Genomic DNA, 21,321 nt, shown 5'->3' on the forward strand with positions numbered 1-21,321 from the left:
GGGCTCTCGCCGGCGTCCGGGGCGAAGGCGGCGATGTAGACCAGCCCGGTGACGTTCGGGAGGTCCCCCATCTCGCTGATCACCGCGCCACCGTAGGAGTGGCCGACGAGGACCACCCGCCCCTTGATCTGTCCGGACCATCTTGCGGGTGCGCTCGGCGTCGTCGGCCAGGGACGTCAGGGGGTTCTCCACGGCGTGCAGCGCCCCCGCGAGATTTTCGTGGGTGAGGTGATGTGCGGAGCGTCTGTCGAGGTCACCGCCGACAGGGTCTTCCTCCCCTTCGGTGACGGACCGCGCAGCTGCGAGGGGGCCGCGCCGGCGATGGCCGAGATGACCCTCGTCACCGTGGAGACCGCCTGCCGCTACCGCTTCCATGAGCCGCCCGGCCCCGACGCCGGCCACCAGGTCACCACGGATCGGGCCCTCACCCCGTCCGGCCTGCGGCTCTGTGCGGTACCTCGCGCCGGCGGCCCGTTCACCGGATGATGTGCGCGGGGTGGGGCGCCGGTGGGTGCCGGGTGGTGCGCGCGGGGCCGTGGATCGGATATGATCATCTTGCAACTTCGCCCCCGGGAACGGCGGGTGGAGCGTGCGTCTGTGGTCCAAGGAAAGACGCCCACCAACCGGTGGGAAATGTAGGTGCAAGGCCTGCCGGGCGCTCTGAAGAAGGTCCCCTCCTCGTGCGAGGAGGGGACCTTTTGTTGTGCGCGTCGGGGGCCGCTCCAGCGCCGAGGTCGGTTCGCACAGTTGGGTCATGGGTTCCAGTTCTCGGCGGCGGGCACGGCTTGGGTTTCTGGCGGATCTGCAGTCAGGCGCGTATACGAGGCCGCCTTCCCTTGAGAAGTGCCGTGATCCCTCACCGTGATTCACATCGCTCCGCCTGACGGTTCAGTGAATACGAAAGACGGGAAAGGGCTTCGGGTAACCTGGGCCCGCTCCTTTCTGTATTTCTTTTCACTCTGCTTCCTGGATCGTTCAGTGTTCAGCCTGTGTGGACGAGTTTCTGGTTCCCGGTCCTGAACGGTATGAGTGCAGAACTCTTAGCAGAGTCGGAAGGCCGGCCGCGTGTCCAGGGCGATTTCGCACCGTGTTCCACGGCGACCTGACTACCGATCGCCGTACTCTGACAGACTGGTTGGCCGTCGACTGTTGCCCACCCCTACTACCGAGGGCATGAGTCGGCCATCTGTTTACGTAAGGCTGAAAAGTTCGCAAAGTTGAACAAGTCTAGACAGGGGGAATATTTGCCATGGCCGATATGAAGTTCTGCTTTTCGCAGGATGAGTCTGCGCAGCAGTTCGTGGCCTTGCAGGGCTGTGAGCCGTGGGGGGCCCTTCAAACGGGAATGGGGAGATTTGCTGCTGAATCTCCCCTGGCCCGTGTTCATCGCTATGGCGGGGGGAGCGACGAAGAGCCGGCTTTTGCTCTCACGGCGGCAGAGCCGAACCAGACTCTGTGCACCGTTATCCCTCAAGCTGATTCCGCTCCATCTCAGACCGTGTACGCGGTACGTGACGGATCTGGGCGCTTCATCGGCCGGATCATCCACGGACGTTCTCCGCTGGGAGTTCGCCAGGAGTGGCGTGTGGAGGACGGAGACAAGCAGTGCAGTGCGGTCGCCCGCAAGGGGAATATCCGAGGCTGGCTCGCATATTGGGTGGCCTCGCCTTTCTGGGGAATACTGGCATTGATCTTCCTGCTCAACGGGGACCTGCATCCGAGTGGTTCCCTGTGGAGTAAGCCTCACCGGGCCCGATGGCGTGTTAGGAGCGGCAGCGGAAAAGGGAAAGTTGGAATCGATTTTCAGAATGGTCGGTATCGTGCAGCTGCCGGGGTGCTGGATGTGAACCTCGTCTATGCCCAGGCCGTGTTGTACGGCGAGTAGAAGAGTGGCGCCGGCGCCAGCAGTCCGGATTTCGCGTAGACATCTGGGGGATATCACCACATTTAAACATTTGGCGATATCTTCATTCTTTGATGGTAATGGGCCCCAGATTCCTCTCGATCCACCCACTCTGTGGCGTCAGAACTTTCGGCCAAATCCCAACTCTGGGTGGCCGAAGGGCCTGCGTTAAGGTGGCGAGATGCGTCGAACTGTTCTCGTTGCGGTGGTCGGCGTATCAAGCCCTTCGGTGCGGAATTAGTTCCCGTTTTAGCGGGGGCGGGTTTGCTGTCGTGCAGCAGTTGAGGAATGGGGGAAACCTGCGTTATGGCAACAGAATTCAAGGTCGATGTTGAGCGTATTCAGGATATGCTCACCAAGCTCTCAGAAGCAGGCGATCGTATGCAGGACGCGCAGCGTCGCCTTGAAAAAGTGGGACCGAAGACACTGGGAACCGATGGTCTCGACGATGCCTGTGATGAGTTTCAGGATCAGTGGGGCGACGGTATCAAGCGGATATCGAAAGCCTCGAAAGAAATTCACGAAAAGCTCAAGGTGACGCTGGACGCCTATAAGGCGGGCGAAGAAGCGAATGCCAAGATGATGGGAAAGAAGTAACCGCAGTTATAGCCCGATGAGGGATCGGTCGGCGGTAGCTATTTAGATCAACCAAGGGGGAGACGCATGTCCTGGCGCAGTATTTTTATCGAGGATGACTCGGCATGGCCTGGCGTCGGATTCAATCCGGCCAAGGGAGACCTAGGGCAGATCCAGGCGCTCGCTTCGGACGTGAAGTCCGTGGGAGACGAGCTGGACGAGCTGGACCATATGCTCAAGTCGATCGGTAAGAATAATGGTGCGTGGGAAGGCGAAGCCGCTCAGAACTTCGCGAAGAAACTCGGAGAGCTACCTAAGTTTCTCCGCCAGGGCACCGAGTCCATGCACGACTGCGCGAAGGCTCTGCGAGGCTGGCACACGCACCTACAAGGATTCCAGGAAAAGGCTGGGAAAATCGAGTCGGAGGCGGCTTCAGCGCGAAAGGAGATGAAGTCACATGAAGACCGCTACAACGGCCTGGCCGATCAGTATAATTCACTCAATCTGGCGTCGATAGATGCCAATGATCCAGGCTATAAGCGTCTCCTTACGAATCTGGGGGAGGCTAAGGACGCGGCCGACAGTTCGAAGGAAAAACTGGAAGATCTCATACGCGAGGCCGAGCGAATCTATGCTCAATGGAAAGACCGCGCCGGCGAGGCCGAACGCGCGATCCTCAAAGCCTCGGAGAACCACCCGCCGGATCTTCACTGGTGGAATAAAGCCATCGATGGCCTGAAGTCCGGATTCCGGGCATTCACGGACTGGCTTGTCGACCACGCCGATCTCCTGTCGACCATCTCTTCGGGCTTGGCTGCAGCTGCGCTCGCCTGTGAATTCGTCCCGGTGGTGGGGACAGTGGCAGGCGGTGTGCTTGCAGGCGCGTCCGCTGTCTGTGCCGCCGGAGCCATGGCCGGTCACTGGATCGGTAATGCCCGCGGAAACGGAACATCGGGCTGGAAGATCGGACTCGACGCGCTCGGGGTAATCCCCGGAGTGGGTGGCATCGCAAAGTCGGCCATTGGCGGCGCGAAAATTGCCACACGCGCCGCGAACATAGCCGAGCTTGGTAGTTTGGGGAAAATTGCGGCAGGGGCCCAAGGGCTGGGCAGGGGGTATAAGCTCGGCGAAAAGGTCTACGAGGGGGTGCGGTCTCCCCTCAGTCAGAAGGGCATAAATCTGCTTCTGAAAGGGAAGTTCCCGGGCGGAGAAGTGCCTAGCGCCGTGGAGGCGGGAATTCAGTTGCCTATCAAGGCTGGTTCATTTGTTCACGGCGCCGCGAAGCAGTTCTCCGGTGGGGATGAAGAGTAGAGGCCTGCGCATTGCAGAGGCAGTAGGCACGATGAGCTTGGCTACGGTTGCGCGAACCAGAGGAGTGTTGCTGGGCGAATGTACTGTGCCGCGCACCCTTGCCGTATGCACAGTGGAAGGATGACGATATGCCCAATGGTCCGGGTGACAGCATGAGTGCGGCGGCGACGCCTCAGCAGCAAAAGGCAAGCAAGCTTCATATCGGCTGGATAATGCCGCCATTCGTCCGTGAACTCCCTGTGGACGCAACGGATGATGAAGCAGCCGCCACACAATTGTATGAGTTGGTCACGGGACTGATGCCGAACCATCCGCCGGAACTGCAGTACCGTTTCGCGCTCGGTCTCTCGGCGCAATTGGAGCTGATGGTGGAGGCCAATGTGATATATGCCGGCCTCTGTCCGCTTGAATTCGAGGGGGATCCGGGCCTGTCGACCATTGTTGTCAGCCAGGTGGAGCACGATGGCGAGAACGAAGCTGCGGTTCTGCAGGCGACGCGCGAGACTCTCGAACGAAAGTATCCGGATGATGAGTGGGACTCCGTGGAGTTGAACTGCGGACCTGCTCTCCTTCGGTCAGGAATTTCCTCATTCGTCATCAGCGCGGAGTGGTCGGCGTCCGGTCGTGAAATTCCAGTCACCCAGTCGCAGATGCAGGCCTATATCCCGCTGCCTGACACCAGCGAGATGCTGATATTTGAAATCACCTCGCAAGCGGGTGAACATTGGGGGCTTCACGCTGAACTCTTTCGCGAAATCCTGAATACGGTCGACTGGGGAACAGGTCAGGAGATCGCGGACTACCGCGCCATGCGGAGCTCTCCGGTATCGGCTTCCGCTGAACCGGATGAGGCTGTTCAGAAGGCTCTCTATTGGCACTCCAGCAGACTGCTTGATGCCGCGGCCGTGCGAGGGCGTGTGGGCGGTGCGAGCCCGGTGGCCACGACTACCTGTACGGACTGTTGGGCAAAGGGCCTGCGCACACCGTGTTCCGCTAAGCACCTCTGGAGCATTGACTTCGTGCCTGTCGTAGAGCTTTCTGGTGCGATTTCACGGGTAGTCGAGAAGTTCTCCGTCAATGGCTGGGAGGCGGAGGCAGGAGAGGCTGAGGAAACCATGCGTGCGTGGGAAGTTGATGCCTCTGGAAAACGTGTGGGGCACTCTTTCAGGATTTCCGTTGATATGGGCACTGGTCGGATTGAGGCGGAGGTTACTTCCCCCTGCAGTCGTTCCCTTCATTCCGCCCCAACGGACTCTGCTTTCGGGTGAGTTGAGTGCCGTTCAAGGTCACTTCATCTGTGGCTTGGTGGCCCTGCTGGTTCCTTCTGACGGAATTCATCCCCTGGAAGCGGTCGATCCCGGCCGGCCCATGAACCCCCGTTCGGCGAGTCGTGGCAGGCCGTGGCGTTCGGCGGTGTCCTCGTCGAAGTCGTCGAGGAAATCGTGCAGGGCCTCTGCCAGTTGGGGCAGGGAGTCGACGGCGAAGAGGACCTGTTGGTAGCCGGCCACCTGGTACGGGAGGCGGACGAGGTCGGGGAGGTGGAAGGGGCGGATGTCGGTTCGGGGGAAGTGGGACAGTTCGCCGTAGGAGGAGAGGAGGGCGGCGCCGTAGGCCTTGGGGCGGCCGTTCTCCCGGGCGAGGCCGTATTCGAGGGTGAACCAGTAGACGCGGCTGATCAGGTCCAGGGCGTCGGCCGACCGTACGCGGGCGGCGGCGCGGCCGACGGTGCGGTAGAGGTCGGCGAACCAGGGGTCGGAGAGGTGGATGCCGTGGCCGAAGACGTCGTGGAGGATGTCGGGTTCCGGGGTGTAGAGCGGCATCGCGGGGTGGCGGACGTACTGGACGGCGTGGAAGTAGCCGTCCGCCATGGAGCCCAGGAACCGCTTGTTCGGGACGATGCCGCCGGCGAGCGTGAAGCGGAATCCGGTCAGCGGTTCCAGGCGGTCGGAGACCTCTTCGTGGTGCGGGATGCGGTCGGCGGGGATCGGGGCCGTTTCGCGGGCGCGTAGCACCGCCTGGCACACGCGTCCCTGCTGTGCCTCGGTGAGGGCGGCGTGCACGGTGCGCCAGGCCGCGTGTTCGGCGTTGTCGTAGGAGACCGGGGGCGAGGGGGCGCCGACGCGGTGGCCCTTGGCCGCGGCCACGATCGCGTTCCGGCGGGTGACGTAGGCGCGATCGGCGAACGAGGGATGCTCCTCGGCCCGCCCGAGACGCGAGCCGTCGGGATCCAGCGGGGTCTGGTTCAGCCAGTCGATCACAGGGGCATCCTGCCCGGCCGGTGGGGCCGGGCAAAGGACTCGGTGGGGTGTGCCGGGGAGAGCCGAGAGCTGGACGTGCCGGCCCCGGGGCCGCGACCCGGTCCAGCGGTGGCCGGATCGCTCCCTTGCCGGTGGGCGGTGTGCCTGGCACACAGGTCGGAGGCGGGCGACAGGGGAGGGGGCTCCGCATGTCTGGGGTGGGTGGCGGCCAGGGGACGCCGTCGGAGTGGGCGGTGGAGAGGTTCGGACGGTATGCGGCTCGGCTCACCGCTGCGATTCCGGAGAAGTTGGCCATGGCCCATGTGACGGCTCATGCGGCGCACTGCGCGGCACGGCTGAAGAAGCGCAGCCCCTACGGGGTAACCCTGGCCGAGGCCGTGCGTGAAAATCTCGCGGATGCGTCCCGGGAGCTGGGCGAGGCCGTGCGTGATGTACGGGGATACGAGTACGCCGTGGTCCATGAGTGCGCGCTCTTCCCCTTCAAGTACGCCGACCAGCCTCGGCCGCTCGCCCGTGCCCGGCTGGGTACCGGTGCCTCCCCGGCGCGCCGCCGCCTGCTCCTGGGGCACGGACCACAGCCGGACGACGGGCTGTTCCCTCTTGGCGACGACCTGAGGACCGAGAGGTACGAGGAACTGCACGAGACCTTTGAGGCGTTGGGCGCCACCGCCAAGCTGGTGTGCCTGTTCTTCACGGCGAATGCGGAGGACGGCATCCACGCCATCCACTGGGGTGACGCCCGTCTTGAACCTGACCGCACCTTTACCTGGCTCCACAGCGAGCAGCTGCCGGTCGTGCCGCCGTTCCCTGAGTGAGCCTTGACCTGGGCCGTTGTCGTGCGCCCGGTCGATTGTCAGTGCCCCGTGTCACTCTGGGTGCATGACGTTGGACGAGCTCGTGCGGCTGCGGCGGGTGCGGGATCTGGTGGACCGGGAGTATGCCGAGCCGCTGGACGTGCCGGCGCTCGCGCGCAGGGCGTTGAGGTCCGCGGGGCATTTCTCGCGGAGTTTCCGGGCGGCCTTCGGGGAGACGCCGTACGCGTACGTCATGACGCGGCGGATCGAGCGGGCGAAGGCGTTGCTGCGGCGGGGGGACATGTCGGTGACGGAGGTCTGTTTCGCAGTCGGGTGCACGTCGCTCGGGTCGTTCAGCTCGCGCTTCACGGAGCTGGTGGGGGAGAGCCCGAGCGCGTACCGAGCCCGGAGCCATGAGGCGGGGTCCGCGGTGCCGCCGTGCATGGCGAAGATATTCACGCGGCCGGTGCGGAGGCGGGAGGCCGCGGGGGCGTGAGCCGGGGCGGGAGCCGGGGCGTGAGCCGTGCGGACCTGCGGATCCATGAGCCGGTCGGCCCGCGGGGGCCCGTGAGTCCTGGACCTGCGGGTCCATGAGCCGGTCGGCCTGCGAGGCAGGGAACCCGTCACGAATGGAGAAGCGGATCGGGCCGGTGGACCGTAGCGTCGGGCGCATGGACATCACGCTTTCGCAGTGCTTCATCGCCGTCGACGATCACGATCGGGCGCTCGCGTTCTACCGGGACGTTCTGGGGCTGGAGGTGCGGAACGACGTCGGGTTCGAGGGGATGCGGTGGGTGACGGTCGGGTCGCCTTCGCAGCCGGGGGTGAACATCGTCCTCGAACCGCCGCTCGCCGATCCGAACGCCTCGCCCGCCGACCGGCAGGCCATGGCGGAGCTGCTGGCCAAGGGGCTGCTGCGCGGCGTCATCTTCGCGACCGACGACTGCGACGCCACCTTCGAGCGGATCCGCGCCGCGGGCGGCGAGGTGCTCCAGGAGCCGGTCGATCAGCCGTACGGGGTCCGGGACTGCGCCTTCCGGGACCCGGCGGGGAACATGCTGCGCTTCACCCAGGCGCGGTCGTAGCGAGGGGCGAGGTGATGTGCAGCGCTGTGCAGGGAGATGCGCGGAAGGACGGAGGAGCGGTGTGGGTGGGGACGTGGGAGAGCGGGATATGAGCAGGAGTACGGATTCCGGTACGGGTACGGGTACGGGTACGGGTTCGAGGTCGGGCATTCCTGCCGGTGCAGCGCAGGTGCTGCACCTTGCGGACAGTCACGAGATGATCCGGGTGCACGGGGCGCGCGTGAACAATCTCCGGGGCGTCGACATCGAGATCCCCAAGCGGCGGCTCACGGTGTTCACCGGGGTGTCCGGGTCGGGCAAGAGCTCGCTGGTCTTCGACACGATCGCGGCGGAGTCGCAGCGGCTGATCAACGAGACGTACAGCGCGTTCCTGCAGGGCTTCATGCCGAGTCCGGCGCGGCCCGAGGTCGATGTGCTGGACGGGCTGACCACCGTGATCAGCGTCGATCAGCAGCGGATGGGCGCCGATCCGCGGTCCACGGTCGGCACCGTCACCGATGCCAACGCCATGCTGCGGATCCTCTTCAGCCGGCTGGGCACGCCGTACGTCGGGCCGCCCGGGGCGTTCGCGTTCAATGTGCCGTCGGTGTCGGCGGCGGGCGCGATCACCGTGGGCAACGGCAAGAAGGAGAAGGTCACCTTCAACAAGGTGGGCGGGATGTGCCCGGGGTGCGAGGGGCGCGGCACGGTCTCCGACCTCGATCCGGCGCAGCTCTACGACGACACAAAGTCGATCAACGAGGGTGCGTTCACCATCCCCGGTTACACCGGCGGCGGCTGGAATTCGCGCCTCTACGCGGAGTCCGGTTTCTTCGACCCGGACAAGCCGATCAAGAAGTTCACCCGGCAGGAACTCCACGATCTGCTGCACCACGAGCCGGTGCGGATGAAGATCGCCGGGATCAACATGACCTACGAGGGGCTGATCCCGCGCATCCGGAAGTCGATGCTCGCCAAGGACAAGGAGGCGATGCAGTCGCATGTGAGGGCGTTCGTGGAGCGGGCGGTCACCTTCACACCGTGCCCCGAGTGCGACGGGACGCGGCTCGCCGCGCACGCCCGGGAGGCGAGGATCGGCGAGCTGTCGATCGCGGACGCCTGCCGGATGGAGATCCGGGATCTGGCGGAGTGGGTCCGCACCCTCCAGCAGCCCTCCGTGAAACCGCTGCTCACCGCGCTCGGGCAGAGCCTCGACTCCTTCGTGGAGATCGGGCTCGGGTACCTCTCCCTGGACCGGCCCGCGGGCACGCTGTCGGGCGGTGAGGCGCAGCGCGTCAAGATGATCCGCCACCTCGGGTCGTCGCTCACCGATGTCACCTATGTCTTCGACGAGCCGACCGCGGGGCTGCACCCGCACGACATCCGGCGGATGAACGAGCTGCTGCTGCGGCTGCGCGACAAGGGCAACACCGTGCTGGTCGTCGAGCACAAGCCGGAGGTCATCGAGATCGCCGACCACGTCGTCGACCTGGGGCCCGGTGCGGGTACGGGCGGCGGCACGGTCTGCTTCGAGGGGGACGTCGACGGGCTGCGCGGCAGCGACACCGTCACCGGGCGCCATCTCGGCGACCGCACGCGGATCAAGGCGGCGGTGCGGGAGCCGGACGGCGCGCTGGAGATCCGCGGGGCGGGCGCCAACAACCTCCAGGACGTGGACGTCGACCTTCCGCTCGGGGTGCTCACGGTGATCACCGGCGTCGCGGGTTCCGGCAAGAGTTCGCTGGTGCACGGGTCGATCCCGGAGGAGCGGGGCGTCGTCTCCGTCGACCAGAGCCCGATCCGCGGGTCGCGGCGGAGCAATCCGGCGACGTACACGGGGCTGCTCGACCCGATCCGTAAGGCGTTCGCCAAGGCCAACGGGGTCAAGCCGGCGCTGTTCAGCGCCAACTCCGAGGGCGCCTGCCCGACGTGCAACGGCGCCGGGGTGATCTACACCGATCTGGCGATGATGGCCGGGGTCGCCAGCACCTGCGAGGACTGCGAGGGCCGGCGCTTCGACGCCGCGGTCCTGGAGTACCGGCTCGGCGGGCGGGACATCGCCGAGGTGCTGGCGATGCCGGTCGCCGAGGCGCTGGAGTTCTTCGCCGCGGGAGAGGCGCGGACACCGGCCGCCCACAAGATCCTTGAGCGGCTGGCCGACGTCGGTCTCGGCTATCTCACCCTCGGTCAGCCGCTCACCACGCTCTCCGGCGGCGAACGCCAGCGCCTGAAGCTGGCCACGCACATGGCCGACAAGGGCGGCGTCTACGTCCTGGACGAGCCGACGACCGGGCTGCATCTGGCGGATGTCGAGCAACTCCTCGCTCTGCTCGACCGGTTGGTCGACTCCGGCAAGTCGGTGATCGTCATCGAGCACCACCAGGCGGTCATGGCGCATGCGGACTGGATCGTCGATCTGGGGCCCGGCGCCGGTCACGACGGCGGCCGGGTCGTCTTCGAGGGGACGCCCGCGGCGCTCGCCGCCGCGCGCTCCACGGTGACCGGCGAGCATCTGGCGGCGTACGTGGGTCAGTGACGGACGGGCGTCGGCGCGGGGCCGCGAGGTGGCGTCGGCGTCCGCGACGTCGCAGGTCAGGAGGGGAGGAGCCGGTTTCTCTGCCCGTGGCGAATCTGCCGCGGGCAGAGAAACCGCATCGGCGGGCGGTGCGGGGCCAAGAGTGGAGTGGACGGCGTTCCTGCCTCGACGAGGCGACCAGAGGAGACCAGATGACTCCACCCACCACCCTTCCGCCCCGCGCGGAGGACGGCGACACCCCGCCCAGCCACTTCGACGACCATCTCGCGACCCAGCTGCTCGCCCAGCGGATCGTCCTTCTCGGCACCCAGGTCGACGACGTGTCGGCCAACCGGGTGTGCGCCCAGCTCCTGCTGCTGTCGGCGGACGACCCGCACACCGACATCTGCCTGTACATCAACAGCCCGGGCGGCTCGGTCTCCGCGGGGCTCGCGATCCACGACACCATGAGCCTCGTCCCGAACGACGTCTCGACGCTGGCGATGGGGTTCGCGGCCAGCATGGGGCAGTTCCTGCTCAGCGTGGGGGCGCCCGGCAAGCGGTTCGCGCTGCCGAACGCGCGGATCATGATGCACCAGCCCTCGGCGGGCATCGGCGGCACCGCCGCGGACATCGCGATCCAGGCGGAGAACCTCCAGTTCACCAAGGACACCATCGCGCGGATCACCGCCGAGCACACCGGGCAGAGCGAGGAGACCATCCTCCGGGACGGCGACCGGGACCGCTGGTTCACCGCCGAGCAGGCCAGGGAGTACGGGATGGTGGACCGGGTGGTGGAGTCGCTCGCCGACATCCGCCCGATCACGTCGCGCCGACGGATGGGGTTGTGACATGGGGTCGTACACGGTTCCCTACGTCGTCGAGCGGACCACGCAGGGCGAGCGGTCCTACGACGTCTTCAGCCGGCTGCTGAACGAGCGGATCGTCTTCCTCGGCACCGAGATCGACGACGGCGTCGCCAATGTGGTCATCGCGCAGCTCCTGCACCTGGAGTCGGCGAGCCCGGAGAGCGAGATCTCGCTGTACATCAACTCGCCCGGCGGCTCGTTCACCTCGCTGATGGCGATCTACGACACGATGACGTACGTCCGGGCGCCGATCTCCACGTGCTGCGTCGGCCAGGCGGCGTCGACGGCCGCGGTGCTGCTGGCCGGGGGCGATCCCGGGCGGCGGTTCGTGCTCCGGCACGCGCGGGTGCTGCTCGGCCAGCCGGCCAGCGGCGGGCAGCAGGGCACGGTCTCCGATCTCAGCCTCGCGGCGAAGGAGATGGCCCGTATCCGCGCGCAGGCGGAGGAGGTGCTGTCCCGGCACACGCACCACGACGTGGCGACGCTCCGCGCGGACATGGACCGGGACAAGGTGCTCACCGCCGAGGAGGCCGTCGCCTACGGGCTCGCCGACGAGGTGCTGAGCAACCGGCCGGCGTTCGCCTGAGCCCGCACGGACGGGGCCGAAGGCCGACGGACCGGCCGGTGCGGGGGGCCGGCCGGCCCGTCGGTGGCGCGCGCCCCGCCGGGCCGGCCGCCGGTCCGTCAGGCGGCGAGGTAGAGGACTTCTCCGTCAGGCGGCGAGGTCGAGGACCTCGTGCCGCGCCGTGGACGAGGGGCGGCCCCGGCCCGTCCGGCTGCGGACGTGCCGGGTCAGCTCGTCGCGGGTGAGCGAGAGCAGGTCGGCGAGGTCGAGTCCGAGGGCCCGGGCGGCGGCCGCGAGCACCTCGGACGAGGCCTCCTTGCGGCCGCGTTCCAGCTCCGACAGGTAGGGCATCGAGATCCGGGCCGCCTCCGCGACCTCCTTCAACGTGCGCTGCTGGGCCAGCCGTTCGCGCCGCAGCGCATGGCCGACCAGATCCCGCCACAGGGGCTCCCGCGGCGCCGGGGCCGGTGGGGTCGCCGCCGGGCGCCGCGGGCCGGCGGGCGCCTCGCCGGCGGCGGGCGGCGAGGTCTGCGGGCGCAGGGGGATGACGTGGGCTTCGTTCCGCGCATGAGTGCTCACCCCTTCAGCCTAGGGATCCCGGGCGCCGGGGGAAGGGAGCGGAGTTCTGCCCTGGGTGAAGCGGCGCGGTGGCCGGCGGGCGGGGTTCGCGGGGACGGCCCGGGGGAGCACGGCCCGGGGGAGCGCGCCCCGGGACCGCTCACTCGCGGCCGGCGAAGGGGTGCGATTTTGGCCCCGGACCCCGCCTTGCGCCCCGCCGTATTCGCGCCACCGCCCCTGACCTGGCTATTCCCGGTCAGGGGTCTTTTTCTGCACAGATTTTGACGGCCCATCGGCCATATCTGCCGCATTCCGTCCGCTTTTCGAAGCGTTCCGCGGGGCGCCCAAGAGCCATTTGTCATCGGCGTTTTAACGCTGCATTACACGACCGCGACGTCGGTTGACCGGGTTTGCCGGACCGTGTGCGATGGCCGAGAAGCGATTCCCGGGCGGCGGCTCCCAGGCCGCCTTTCCCGCGAACCCGGAAGGACACGATGACCGTCATAAGACGCACCCGCGCACGTGAACTCGTGCACGAGGACATTCTGGCGCTCGCCGAGGGGGACGCCCTCGCCGTGCACGTACCGCACTTCATCCCCGACGAGGTGGTGAAAGCCGTACGCGAGGAGGTGCTGCACCATCCGGACAAGGGCGGGCTGAGTCAGGACACCGCCTTCCAGCGGATCGGATTCGCGTACTCCGAGATCAGTGACGAGGAATCCCGGGACCGATATCACCGTGAGGCGCGGGACAACATCCAGCGGATGCGGGACCTGTTCGCGCCGTACGCCTTACCGAGCGACACCTTCCGCGCGCTCGTCGAGGAGGTCTGGGACGCCGGGGCGCAGCTGCTGACGGTGGCGGGCCGTAAGGCGTTCATCGGCATCTGCCGTTTCCAGGACAAGGGCGTGGACCTCAATCCGCACACCGACGCCCTGGAGCGCAATCTCCCCGAAAGCGCCGCCCACGATCTCGTCGCGCAACTCTCCGCCAATATCTATCTGAACATCCCGCAGACCGGCGGCGAACTCGAACTGTGGGGCACCGAGCCCGGCGAGGACGCCTACAACGAGCTGAAGGGCGAGCGCGTCTGGGGTCTGGAGCGCGACCGGCTCGGCCCTCCGCAGCAGGTCATCCGGCCCGAGCCCGGCGATCTGCTGCTGCTCAACCCACGCCGGATCCATGCGGTGCGCCCCTCCGGCGACGAGCCCCGCGTCACCCTCGGCCATTTCCTCGGCTATCACGGCGCCGACCGACCGCTCACCCTGTGGAGCTGAGCCGGCCATGACCACCACCTACGTTGTCGACGGCCGGACGAAGGCGAATTTCGGGGAGGCGGCGAAGAAACTCACCCTCGCCGGGACCCGGGCCGTGCTGCTGGTGAGCGTCGGCCAGCGCTACCACGAGGGCGACAAACTCCGCGCCACCGTGGAACTCGTCAACCGCAGCGCGTTCGGCGAGGTGACCATCGCCGTCGCCGACACCCTTCAGCGCTCCAATTTCCACGGCGTCGCCCCGCAGGAGGCGTATGCCCGCGCGCTGCGCGCCGGCGACGAGTGGCTGGAGCGCAACGAGAAGATCCTCGGCCAACTCGCCGTGCCCACGAATGTGTTGCGCTGGGACGAGGCGCTCAAGGACCCGGATTACGCGGGATTCAGGCGCCGTATCGAGGAGGCGTACGCGAACGAGCCGGAATACCGGCAGGCGGTGGACGCCACGATCGGGAAATTCATCGAGCGTTTCACCGCCCGTGACCCGGACGTCGACACCGAAGAAGCCTTCCGCGGCTGCCTCGCCTATCTCATAGAGGAGTGCCCGATCATCATGCCGATGTGGGCACACCAGGGATACGACTACGTCATCTATCCGCAGCCCATGACCGCCGCCATGGCCGAAACCCAGGCCCGTTTCGTCACCGGGGAATTTCCCGGAAAGGGCGGCTGGCTGTCGCTCCGGTACAAGAAGCGGGCGGCGACCATCCCCCAGCAGGTCCGGCGGACCGTTCCGCCCGCACCGTCCTTTGGACCAGAGGAAACCGCACCGTGACGTCATCGACCACCGCCGCCCCCGCCACCGCGCCGTCCGCTCCGGACCGCCGGTGGTGGGCGTTCGTGGGTGTGAGCCTGATCAGCTTCCTCGGCTGTATCGACCTCACCATCGTCAACACGGCCGCCCCGCAGATCCAGGCGGATCTCGGGGCGTCCGTCACCGACCTCCAGCTCATCGTCAACATGTTCCTCGTCGCGCTGTCGATGTTCATGGTGACGATGGGCCGCCTCGCCGACTCCTACGGGCGCCGCCGCGTCCTCTACACCGGCACCGTCGTCTTCGGACTCGCCTCCCTGGGCGCCGGGTTCGCGGAGACCACCGGCTGGCTGATCGCCTTCCGCTTCCTCCAGGGCGCCGCCGGCGCGATCCTCTACACCTCCACCGGCGCGATCGTGCAGCACGCCTTCCCGCCGGAGCAGCGCGGCCGGGCGATCGGCGCGCTCTACGGCGTCAACGGCGTCGGGCTGGCGATCGGCCCGCTGCTCGGCGGCGTCGTGGTCTCCGCCGCGGGCTGGCACTGGGTGTTCTGGCTGAACGTCCCGCTGGTCGTGCTGGCGCTGGCGCTCTGCTCGTTCAGCGTCCGCGAGTCCCGCAACGAGGAGTCGGCCACCGGCGTGGACTGGCCCGGACTCGTCCTGCTCAGCCTCGGGATCCCCGCCGTGGTGCTGGCGTTCACGCTCGGCGGGACGTGGGGCTGGTCGAGCGGGCGGACGCTGGGGCTGCTGGCCTTCGCGGTCCTCGCGCTCGTGGCGTTCGGCGTGGTCGAGCGGCGGGCGGCGGACCCGATCGTCAGCTTCGGGCTCTTCCGCCGCCGCGCGTTCCTCGCCGCCATCGTCGCGGACTTCGCGCTGGCCTGTTTCTACGCGACGGTGCTGTTCCTGCTGCCGCTGTATCTGGCCGAGGTCCGCGGATACGGCGGGTACGCGACCGGCGCGATGCTGCTGCCGTGCACCGCGGTGATGGCGGCGCTGTCGCCGTTCGTGGGGCGGCTCACCGACCGTTTCGGGCCGCGCCGGCTGCTGCTGACCGGCTTCGCGCTGTTCACCGTCTCGGCGCTGCTGTTCACCCGGCTCACCGCCGACGCGCCGCTCGCCGTGATCGTGGCGGGGCTGGTGGCGATGGGCCTGGCCTGGGCCTGTGTGCTGGGCCCGGCCACCGTCTCGGCGCTGTCGTCGGTGCCGGAGCGGCAGGCGGGCCTGGCGATGGGCTCGTCCTGGACGTTCCACAACCTCGGCGGCGCGATCGGTCTGGCCGTCGGCATCGTCCTCTACCGGGTGCAGGCGGACGCGTATCTGACGTCGGCGCTCGCGGAGAAGGGCGGTGCCTGGACGCGGGACGCCGCCGCCGACCCGGAGCGGGCGACGGCGCTGCTGAGCGAGCACACCTCGCTCGGGTCCGCGGAGGCCGCCGACCTCTTCCGGCGGATGTTCGCGCACGGCACCCAGGCGGCGATGTGGCTGGTGGCCGCTACCTCGGTGGCGGCGCTGCTGGCCCTCGGCTGGATCTCGCTCGCCGAGCGGCGGCGGGGCGGCGCGGACGCGGCGGACGGCGCGGTGGTCTGAGGCCGGGGGACCGTACCGGCGTGAAGATGCCGCTGCCCCCGGAATGTCCGGTGGGCAGCGGCATCGGCACAGGCGGGCGGTCAGACCGTGAAGTAGTTGTTCCACGCGTCGACGAGGGTCTGGCGGACGGAGGCCGGCATGTTCGGGGTGTTGAAGGTGCCGGTGACGCCGTAGTAGTAATACTGATTGTCGTTTGTCGCCATGTGATCCTGGCCGGGAACATCGACGTGCCGGCTGAAATGAATGTTGGCGAATTGCGCGAAAACGGTGCACACGTAGTACACCCAGTTTCCGGTGTTGTTCTCCCTGGAGTTACTGATCGTCCAGTCCGACATGGACACGGTGGCACTTCCTTTCCGGTGTGGTGCGCGGCGGTCGGGGCGCCGGCGGCGCGGTGCGGGGACCGGCCGCCGGCACCCGGTGGGTCACTTCGCGGAAAGGCTGATGTCGCCGGTCATGCTGACGGTCATGCCGTAGTCCTGCGGACTGCTGTGGACCTCGGCGAGGACGAACTCCCCGCTACCGTCGTTCCACTGGCCTTTGACCTTCCAGTCCTCGTCCCACACGATGCAGTTCCCGCGTCCCGTCTGGACGTTGAGCGGGTTGTCCTTGTGCTGCGAGATCCAGGCGTACACCCCGCCGTCGTACGTCCTGGGCCCCACGGACCTGCTGTCCCCGGGGTGCTCCTTGTTGACGAAGGAGACCTGGGAGTTCGACTGGTTGTCGCAGCCCCTGATACCGGTGGTCATGAAAACCCCCCTGATGCGGTTCGTGGCGACCAGGAAACTACCGGCGTGCCGGGTGCGGAACGGGCCGGGAATCCTTTGGCCGAGAGTGCCGATATGGCGGTCCGCCGGCCCTTGCGGAGATTCCCGCGGTACTGCGGCGCGGGGCCGTAAAGGGTGCTTTTCGTGGAATAGCGGCCGGGGAATTCGTCCGGGTGTCCAGCGGCACCGTAATTCTTCGTACGCGTTCGGGGAGAATGCGCCGTACGGCGGCTCGACGGAAAGTCGGTACGGGTGGGGGTTTGCTCCGGACGGATCGGTTCCGGTGCTGATCGGGGCGGTACGGTGGAACGGCCGAATCGGTTCTGCGAAAAGTACCGGCGGCGGGGTCCGGAGCGGGCCCGAAAACGTCGTGCGGCCGAAAGTGAGCGTGGGGGTGCGGGCTCGATGAGCGGTGGAAAGCGGGGCGGACGGCGGTTCGGCGCGGTGACCGTGCGGCGGGCGGTGCCTCGCGACGCCCGGCGCCTGACCCGCCTGGTCCGGACGTCGCGCGCGTACGAGGGCCCGTACGCCTCGATGGTCGACGGCTACCGGGTCGGGCCCGACTACATCGAGACGCACCGGGTCTTCGTCGCGGAGGCGGCGCCGGCGGAATCCGGGCGGGCGGCGGACGGGGGCGGCGGGCAGGTGCTCGGGTTCTATGCGCTGGTGCTCGATCCGCCGGAGCTGGATCTGCTGTTCGTCGCCGACGAGGCGCAGGGGCTGGGCATCGGGCGGCGGCTCGTCGCCCATCTGCGCGAGGAGGCCCGCCGGGCCGGCGCCGACCGGGTGCGGGTGGTCTCCCATCCGCCCGCCGAGGGGTTCTACCGCAGCGTCGGCGCCCGGTCGGTCGGCGTGGTCCGGGCGCGGCCGCCGGCGGTGTTGTGGGACCGGCCGGAGCTGGTGATCGAGGCCGGGGAGCCGTCGCAGAGGGCATGAGGCGGGCCCGGGGCGGCCCGTCGTCCCGCTCTTGACACCTCCAGGGTTTCTGACGGACAGTCAGAAACCCTGGAGGTGCGGGCGCCCCTGCCCCGCGCCGTCCGCGCCCCGAAGGGGAGGCCGTCGACGTGCACCTCGCGCCCACCGCACGCCAGCAGGAGCTACGTACCGAACTCCGCGCTTATTTCCGGGAGTTGATGCCGGACGGACCGCCCGACGGGACCGCCGCGCAGCGCGCGGTGCTGCGCCGCATCGGGGCCGACGGCATGCTGGGCCTGGGCTGGCCCCGGGAGTACGGCGGCCAGGGCCGCGGCCCCGACGAGCAGTTCGTCTTCTTCGACGAGGCGTACCGGGCGGGCGCACCCGTCTCGATGGTCACGCTCAACACCGTCGGCCCGACCCTGATGGCGTACGGCACCGAGCGGCAGCAGGCGTACTTCCTGCCGCGCATCCTCAGTGGCGAGATCGTCTTCGCGATCGGCTACACCGAACCGGAGGCGGGCACCGACCTGGCGTCGCTGCGCACCCGCGCGGTGCGCGACGGCGGCGACTGGGTGATCGACGGATCCAAGATCTTCACCAGCAACGCCCATCAGGCGGACTGGATCTGGCTGGCCTGCCGCACCGACCCCGACGCGCCCAAACACCGCGGCATCTCCCTGCTCCTCGTACCGACGGACGCGCCCGGTTTCTCCTGGACGCCGATCGAGACGGTCGGCGGGCTGACGACCACCGCGACGTACTACGACGGCGTGCGGGTCCCGGCGGACAACCTCGTCGGCGCCGAGCACGCCGGCTGGCGGCTGATCACCCATCAGCTCAACCACGAACGGGTCGCGCTCGCCGCCATCGGGATGCAGGCGGAGGACGTCTACGCGGCGGCCCTCGCCCACGCCCGCACACCCGATCCGGCGACCGGGCGGCGGCCCGCCGACCGCCCGTGGGTGCGCTCCTGGCTGGCCGAGGCGTACGCCCGGCTGTCCGCGACCCGGCTGCTGAACTGGCGGCTGGTCGGCGACGTCGGCGCCGGGACGCTGGCGCCGGGCGACGCCGCCGGGGTGAAGTTCGCCGGGACGGAGAGCGCGGTCGAGGTGTACCGGCTGTGCCAGGAGGCGGTGGGCGGTGCGGCGCTGATCCGGGCCGGTTCGCCGGGCGCGTTCGGGGACGGCGTGCTGGAGCGGATGAACCGGGCGGCGCAGATCAACACGTTCGGCGGCGGGGTGAGCGAGATCCAGCGGGAGCTGGTCGCGACCATGCGGCTGGGGATGCGGAGGGGGCGGCGGTGAGCGGACGGGACGCGGCGGGCCCCGCGGTGACCGGCGAGGACGACGCGCTGTACGTGCGGCTCAAGGCGTTCGAGGGGCGGCCCGCGGCGACCGGCGGCCGCGGCAAGGACCCGGTCAACGCGGCGATGATCCGCCACTGGTGCGAGGCGATGGGCGACACTCACCCCGGATACCGGGGGCCGGACGCCGTCGCCCCGCCGACGATGCTCCAGGCATGGACGATGGGCGGGCTCTCCGGCCACGAGGGCCGCTCGGCCGCGTACGACGAGCTGTTCGCCCTGCTGGACGGCGCCGGGTGCACCGCCGTGGTCGCCACCGACTGCGAGCAGGAGTATCTGCGTCCGCTGCGGCCCGGCGACGAGATCACCTTCGACGCGGTCATCGAATCGGTCTCGCCGCGGAAGACGACGAAGCTGGGGAGCGGGTATTTCGTCACGACGCGGATGGATGTCCGGGCGGACGGCGAGCCGGCGGGGACGCATCGGTTCCGGATCCTGAAGTACGCGCCAGGGGCGGGGGGTTCGGAGCCGGATCCGGCTGGGGGCCGGGCCCGTAAGGGTGCGGCCGAGCCCGGGTCCGGGGCCCGTGGGGGAGACCTGGAGGCCGCTCAGGGGACGGCGCCCGCGACCCGTAAGGGAAGTCCCGAGCCCGCGCCCGCGACCCGTAAGGGAAGCCCCGGGGCCGCGCCCGGCGCGCCCGCACCCGCTCGCCCCCGTCCCGTGATCAACCGCGACAACGCCGGATTCTGGGCAGGGGTGGCCGAGCACCGGCTGCTGATCCAGCGGTGCGGGGGGTGCGGGCGGCTGCGGCTGCCCTGGTTGCCGGGGTGCGCGCGGTGCGGGTCGCCGGAGTGGGACACCGTCGAGGCGGCGGGTACCGGCACCGTCCACTCGTACGTGGTCATGCACCACCCGCCGTTCCCCGCCTTCGAGCCGCCGTACGCGGTCGCGCTGATCGCGCTGGACGAGGGGGTGCGGCTGGTCGCCGGCGTGACCGGCGTCCGGTTTGACGCGGTGCGCGTCGGGATGCCGGTACGGCTGGAGTTTTTGCAGGTCAAGGACGCGAAGGGGGCGTGGGAGCTACCGGTGTTCCGCGCGGATCCGGGGGCCGCGCAGGTGTCCGGGGAGGAGGGCTGAGGTGGACTTCACGCCGACGCGGGAGCAGCGGGAGGCGGCCGGGCTGGCCGCGGAGATCTTCGCCGACCGGTCCACGCCCGAGCGGCTGACGGCCCTGGGCACGGCCGCCGACACCGCGCTGTGGACGACGCTGTGCCGGGCCGGCCTGCCGGGCTCCGTCACCGAGACCGGGCTGCTCGGGCTGGTCCTGCTGCTGGAGGAGGCCGGACGGGCCACCGCACAGGTCCCGCTCGCCGCGACCTGCGTCTACGGCGTCCTCGCGGTGGCCGCGCACGGTGCGCCGGAGCAGCGGGAGCGGCTGCTGCCGGAGCTGACCGACGGCGAGACGGTCGCCACCGGCGCGTTCGGGACCGGCGAGCCGCCCGCCGTACGGGCGGAGGCGGCCGGGGGCGCGACGACGGGTCCGGCCGCCGCACGGGCCGCCGAGGCGCGTGGCCCCGCCGCCCGCCTGACCGGTACCGTGCCCGTCGTCCCCTGGCTGACCTGCGCCGATCTGGTGCTGGTGCCCGACGCGGACCGGGAGCTGTGGCTGCTGCGGACCGATGCGCCGGGCGTCGCCGTCACTCCGGTCGCGACCACCGCGCCCTGGTCCGCGGGCCGCCTCGACCTCGCCGACGCGCCCGCCGAACGGCTCGGCGCCGCCCCGGGCCCGGTCGGCCCCGGCCCGTACGCCGAGGTGCTGGCCTCGGCCCGGATCGCGGGCGCCGGGCTCCAGGCGGGCGTTTGCGCGGGCGCCCTCGCGCGGGCCGTGGCGCACACCGCCGAGCGGCACCAGTTCGGCAAGCCGCTCGACGCCCACCAGGCCGTGCTGCTGCGCGCCGCCGACGCGCACCTGGACACCGAGGCGATCCGGGTCACCGCGTACGAGGCGGCCTGGCGGCGGGACACCGGGCGCGGCGCCGCACCGCACGCGCTGACCGCCGCGTGGTGGGCCGCCGAGGCCGGTACCCGCGTGGTGCACGCCGTCCAGCATCTGCACGGCGGCCTCGGCGCCGACGTCAGCCACCCCGTCCACCGGCACTTCCTGTGGGGCCGCCACCTCGCGGCCGACCTCGGGGCGGGCGGTCAACTCCTCGAAGAGTTGGGCCAGTTGATCGTCGACGACGAGGAGGCGACCGCATGAGCGACGCACGTGGTGAGGCGTACGGCGACGTACAGGGTGACGCACCCGG

The 21,321-nt window shown here is 68.9% G+C and carries 23 protein-coding genes; 18 read left to right on the forward strand and 5 right to left on the reverse strand.

Annotated features, from left to right (window positions below; all coding sequences use genetic code 11):
• A partial coding sequence (locus tag ABT345_RS12290; RefSeq protein ID WP_351322227.1) for an alpha/beta hydrolase occupies positions 1 to 116 on the reverse strand: 116 nt, incomplete at its 3' end.
• Positions 117 to 231: 115 nt separating this feature from the next.
• On the opposite strand from ABT345_RS12290, the gene ABT345_RS12295 reads away from it, so the two are divergent.
• The 5 genes from ABT345_RS12295 to ABT345_RS12315 all read left to right on the forward strand — a co-directional run bounded on the left by ABT345_RS12295 (position 232) and on the right by ABT345_RS12315 (position 5,058).
• Positions 232 to 486, forward strand: a complete 255-nt coding sequence (locus ABT345_RS12295; protein WP_345078521.1) for a cytochrome P450 — start codon at positions 232 to 234, stop codon at positions 484 to 486.
• Positions 487 to 1,249: 763 nt separating this feature from the next.
• A complete protein-coding gene (locus ABT345_RS12300; RefSeq protein WP_345078518.1) occupies positions 1,250 to 1,885 on the forward strand; it encodes a hypothetical protein in 636 nt (211 codons plus the stop codon).
• Between the two features lie 324 nt (positions 1,886 to 2,209).
• On the forward strand, positions 2,210 to 2,500 hold the full coding sequence (locus ABT345_RS12305; protein WP_345078515.1) for a WXG100 family type VII secretion target: 291 nt from the start codon (positions 2,210 to 2,212) through the stop codon (positions 2,498 to 2,500).
• A 66-nt stretch (positions 2,501 to 2,566) separates the two neighbouring features.
• On the forward strand, positions 2,567 to 3,790 hold the full coding sequence (locus tag ABT345_RS12310) for a putative T7SS-secreted protein (RefSeq protein ID WP_345078512.1): 1,224 nt from the start codon (positions 2,567 to 2,569) through the stop codon (positions 3,788 to 3,790).
• A gap of 128 nt (positions 3,791 to 3,918) precedes the next feature.
• Positions 3,919 to 5,058, forward strand: coding sequence for a hypothetical protein (locus ABT345_RS12315; protein WP_345078509.1), 1,140 nt, complete (start codon positions 3,919 to 3,921; stop codon positions 5,056 to 5,058).
• Positions 5,059 to 5,124: 66 nt separating this feature from the next.
• Here the strand turns inward: ABT345_RS12315 and ABT345_RS12320 are convergent, their stop codons facing one another.
• Positions 5,125 to 6,048, reverse strand: a complete 924-nt coding sequence (locus tag ABT345_RS12320; RefSeq protein WP_345078506.1) for a phenylalanine 4-monooxygenase — start codon at positions 6,046 to 6,048, stop codon at positions 5,125 to 5,127.
• 293 nt (positions 6,049 to 6,341) lie between these two features.
• Here ABT345_RS12320 and ABT345_RS12325 point away from each other — a divergent pair, with 293 nt between their 5' ends.
• The 6 genes from ABT345_RS12325 to ABT345_RS12350 all read left to right on the forward strand — a co-directional run bounded on the left by ABT345_RS12325 (position 6,342) and on the right by ABT345_RS12350 (position 11,876).
• Positions 6,342 to 6,863: a hypothetical protein gene (locus ABT345_RS12325; RefSeq protein ID WP_345078503.1), complete on the forward strand. Its 522-nt coding sequence runs from the start codon at positions 6,342 to 6,344 to the stop codon at positions 6,861 to 6,863.
• Between the two features lie 64 nt (positions 6,864 to 6,927).
• Entirely contained in the window at positions 6,928 to 7,338 is a 411-nt protein-coding gene (locus tag ABT345_RS12330; protein WP_345078500.1) for a helix-turn-helix domain-containing protein, read from the forward strand.
• 175 nt (positions 7,339 to 7,513) lie between these two features.
• On the forward strand, positions 7,514 to 7,927 hold the full coding sequence (locus ABT345_RS12335) for a VOC family protein (RefSeq protein WP_030288615.1): 414 nt from the start codon (positions 7,514 to 7,516) through the stop codon (positions 7,925 to 7,927).
• A 196-nt stretch (positions 7,928 to 8,123) separates the two neighbouring features.
• Positions 8,124 to 10,442 (forward strand): ATP-binding cassette domain-containing protein, encoded by a 2,319-nt coding sequence (locus tag ABT345_RS12340; protein ID WP_345078495.1) that lies wholly within the window; start codon positions 8,124 to 8,126, stop codon positions 10,440 to 10,442.
• Positions 10,443 to 10,633: 191 nt separating this feature from the next.
• Positions 10,634 to 11,272: a ClpP family protease gene (locus ABT345_RS12345; protein ID WP_345078492.1), complete on the forward strand. Its 639-nt coding sequence runs from the start codon at positions 10,634 to 10,636 to the stop codon at positions 11,270 to 11,272.
• A 1-nt stretch (position 11,273) separates the two neighbouring features.
• Positions 11,274 to 11,876: a ClpP family protease gene (locus tag ABT345_RS12350; RefSeq protein ID WP_345078490.1), complete on the forward strand. Its 603-nt coding sequence runs from the start codon at positions 11,274 to 11,276 to the stop codon at positions 11,874 to 11,876.
• A 126-nt stretch (positions 11,877 to 12,002) separates the two neighbouring features.
• On the opposite strand, the gene ABT345_RS12355 is transcribed toward ABT345_RS12350, so the two are convergent.
• Positions 12,003 to 12,434 carry a helix-turn-helix domain-containing protein gene (locus ABT345_RS12355; protein WP_345078488.1) on the reverse strand — a complete coding sequence of 144 codons (432 nt, stop codon included), beginning with the start codon at positions 12,432 to 12,434 and terminating at the stop codon, positions 12,003 to 12,005.
• Positions 12,435 to 12,907: 473 nt separating this feature from the next.
• Here ABT345_RS12355 and ABT345_RS12360 point away from each other — a divergent pair, with 473 nt between their 5' ends.
• Genes ABT345_RS12360 through ABT345_RS12370 form a run of 3 tightly spaced genes read left to right on the forward strand, consistent with a single transcriptional unit; the run spans position 12,908 to position 16,024 of the window.
• Positions 12,908 to 13,690, forward strand: coding sequence for a 2OG-Fe(II)-dependent halogenase WelO5 family protein (locus ABT345_RS12360; RefSeq protein WP_345078486.1), 783 nt, complete (start codon positions 12,908 to 12,910; stop codon positions 13,688 to 13,690).
• A 7-nt stretch (positions 13,691 to 13,697) separates the two neighbouring features.
• Positions 13,698 to 14,459, forward strand: a complete 762-nt coding sequence (locus ABT345_RS12365; protein WP_345078484.1) for a tRNA-dependent cyclodipeptide synthase — start codon at positions 13,698 to 13,700, stop codon at positions 14,457 to 14,459.
• Entirely contained in the window at positions 14,456 to 16,024 is a 1,569-nt protein-coding gene (locus ABT345_RS12370) for an MFS transporter (RefSeq protein ID WP_345078482.1), read from the forward strand. The genes ABT345_RS12365 and ABT345_RS12370 overlap by 4 nt, the downstream gene beginning before the upstream one ends.
• An 80-nt stretch (positions 16,025 to 16,104) precedes the next feature.
• Here ABT345_RS12370 and ABT345_RS12375 read toward each other — a convergent pair whose 3' ends face one another.
• Both ABT345_RS12375 and ABT345_RS12380 read right to left on the reverse strand, forming a co-directional pair.
• Positions 16,105 to 16,365, reverse strand: coding sequence for a hypothetical protein (locus ABT345_RS12375; RefSeq protein WP_345078479.1), 261 nt, complete (start codon positions 16,363 to 16,365; stop codon positions 16,105 to 16,107).
• Between the two features lie 84 nt (positions 16,366 to 16,449).
• Positions 16,450 to 16,773, reverse strand: coding sequence for a hypothetical protein (locus ABT345_RS12380; protein ID WP_345078476.1), 324 nt, complete (start codon positions 16,771 to 16,773; stop codon positions 16,450 to 16,452).
• 423 nt (positions 16,774 to 17,196) lie between these two features.
• Between ABT345_RS12380 and ABT345_RS12385 the strand changes: the two genes are divergently transcribed.
• The 4 genes from ABT345_RS12385 (at position 17,197) to ABT345_RS12400 (ending at position 21,272) form a co-directional block, all read left to right on the forward strand.
• A complete protein-coding gene (locus tag ABT345_RS12385; RefSeq protein ID WP_345078474.1) occupies positions 17,197 to 17,727 on the forward strand; it encodes a GNAT family N-acetyltransferase in 531 nt (176 codons plus the stop codon).
• Positions 17,728 to 17,855: 128 nt separating this feature from the next.
• Positions 17,856 to 19,013, forward strand: coding sequence for an acyl-CoA dehydrogenase family protein (locus ABT345_RS12390; protein ID WP_345078472.1), 1,158 nt, complete (start codon positions 17,856 to 17,858; stop codon positions 19,011 to 19,013).
• Positions 19,010 to 20,149 carry a bifunctional MaoC family dehydratase N-terminal/OB-fold nucleic acid binding domain-containing protein gene (locus ABT345_RS12395; RefSeq protein WP_345078470.1) on the forward strand — a complete coding sequence of 380 codons (1,140 nt, stop codon included), beginning with the start codon at positions 19,010 to 19,012 and terminating at the stop codon, positions 20,147 to 20,149. The genes ABT345_RS12390 and ABT345_RS12395 overlap by 4 nt, the downstream gene beginning before the upstream one ends.
• A 1-nt stretch (position 20,150) precedes the next feature.
• Positions 20,151 to 21,272, forward strand: a complete 1,122-nt coding sequence (locus tag ABT345_RS12400; protein ID WP_345078468.1) for an acyl-CoA dehydrogenase family protein — start codon at positions 20,151 to 20,153, stop codon at positions 21,270 to 21,272.
• Positions 21,273 to 21,321: the final 49 nt, after the last annotated feature.

Origin of the sequence: Streptomyces sp. NPDC000404, assembly GCF_040300365.1 — a bacterium.
In the GTDB taxonomy this organism is placed as follows: Bacteria; Actinomycetota; Actinomycetes; order Streptomycetales; family Streptomycetaceae; genus Streptomyces; species Streptomyces ramulosus.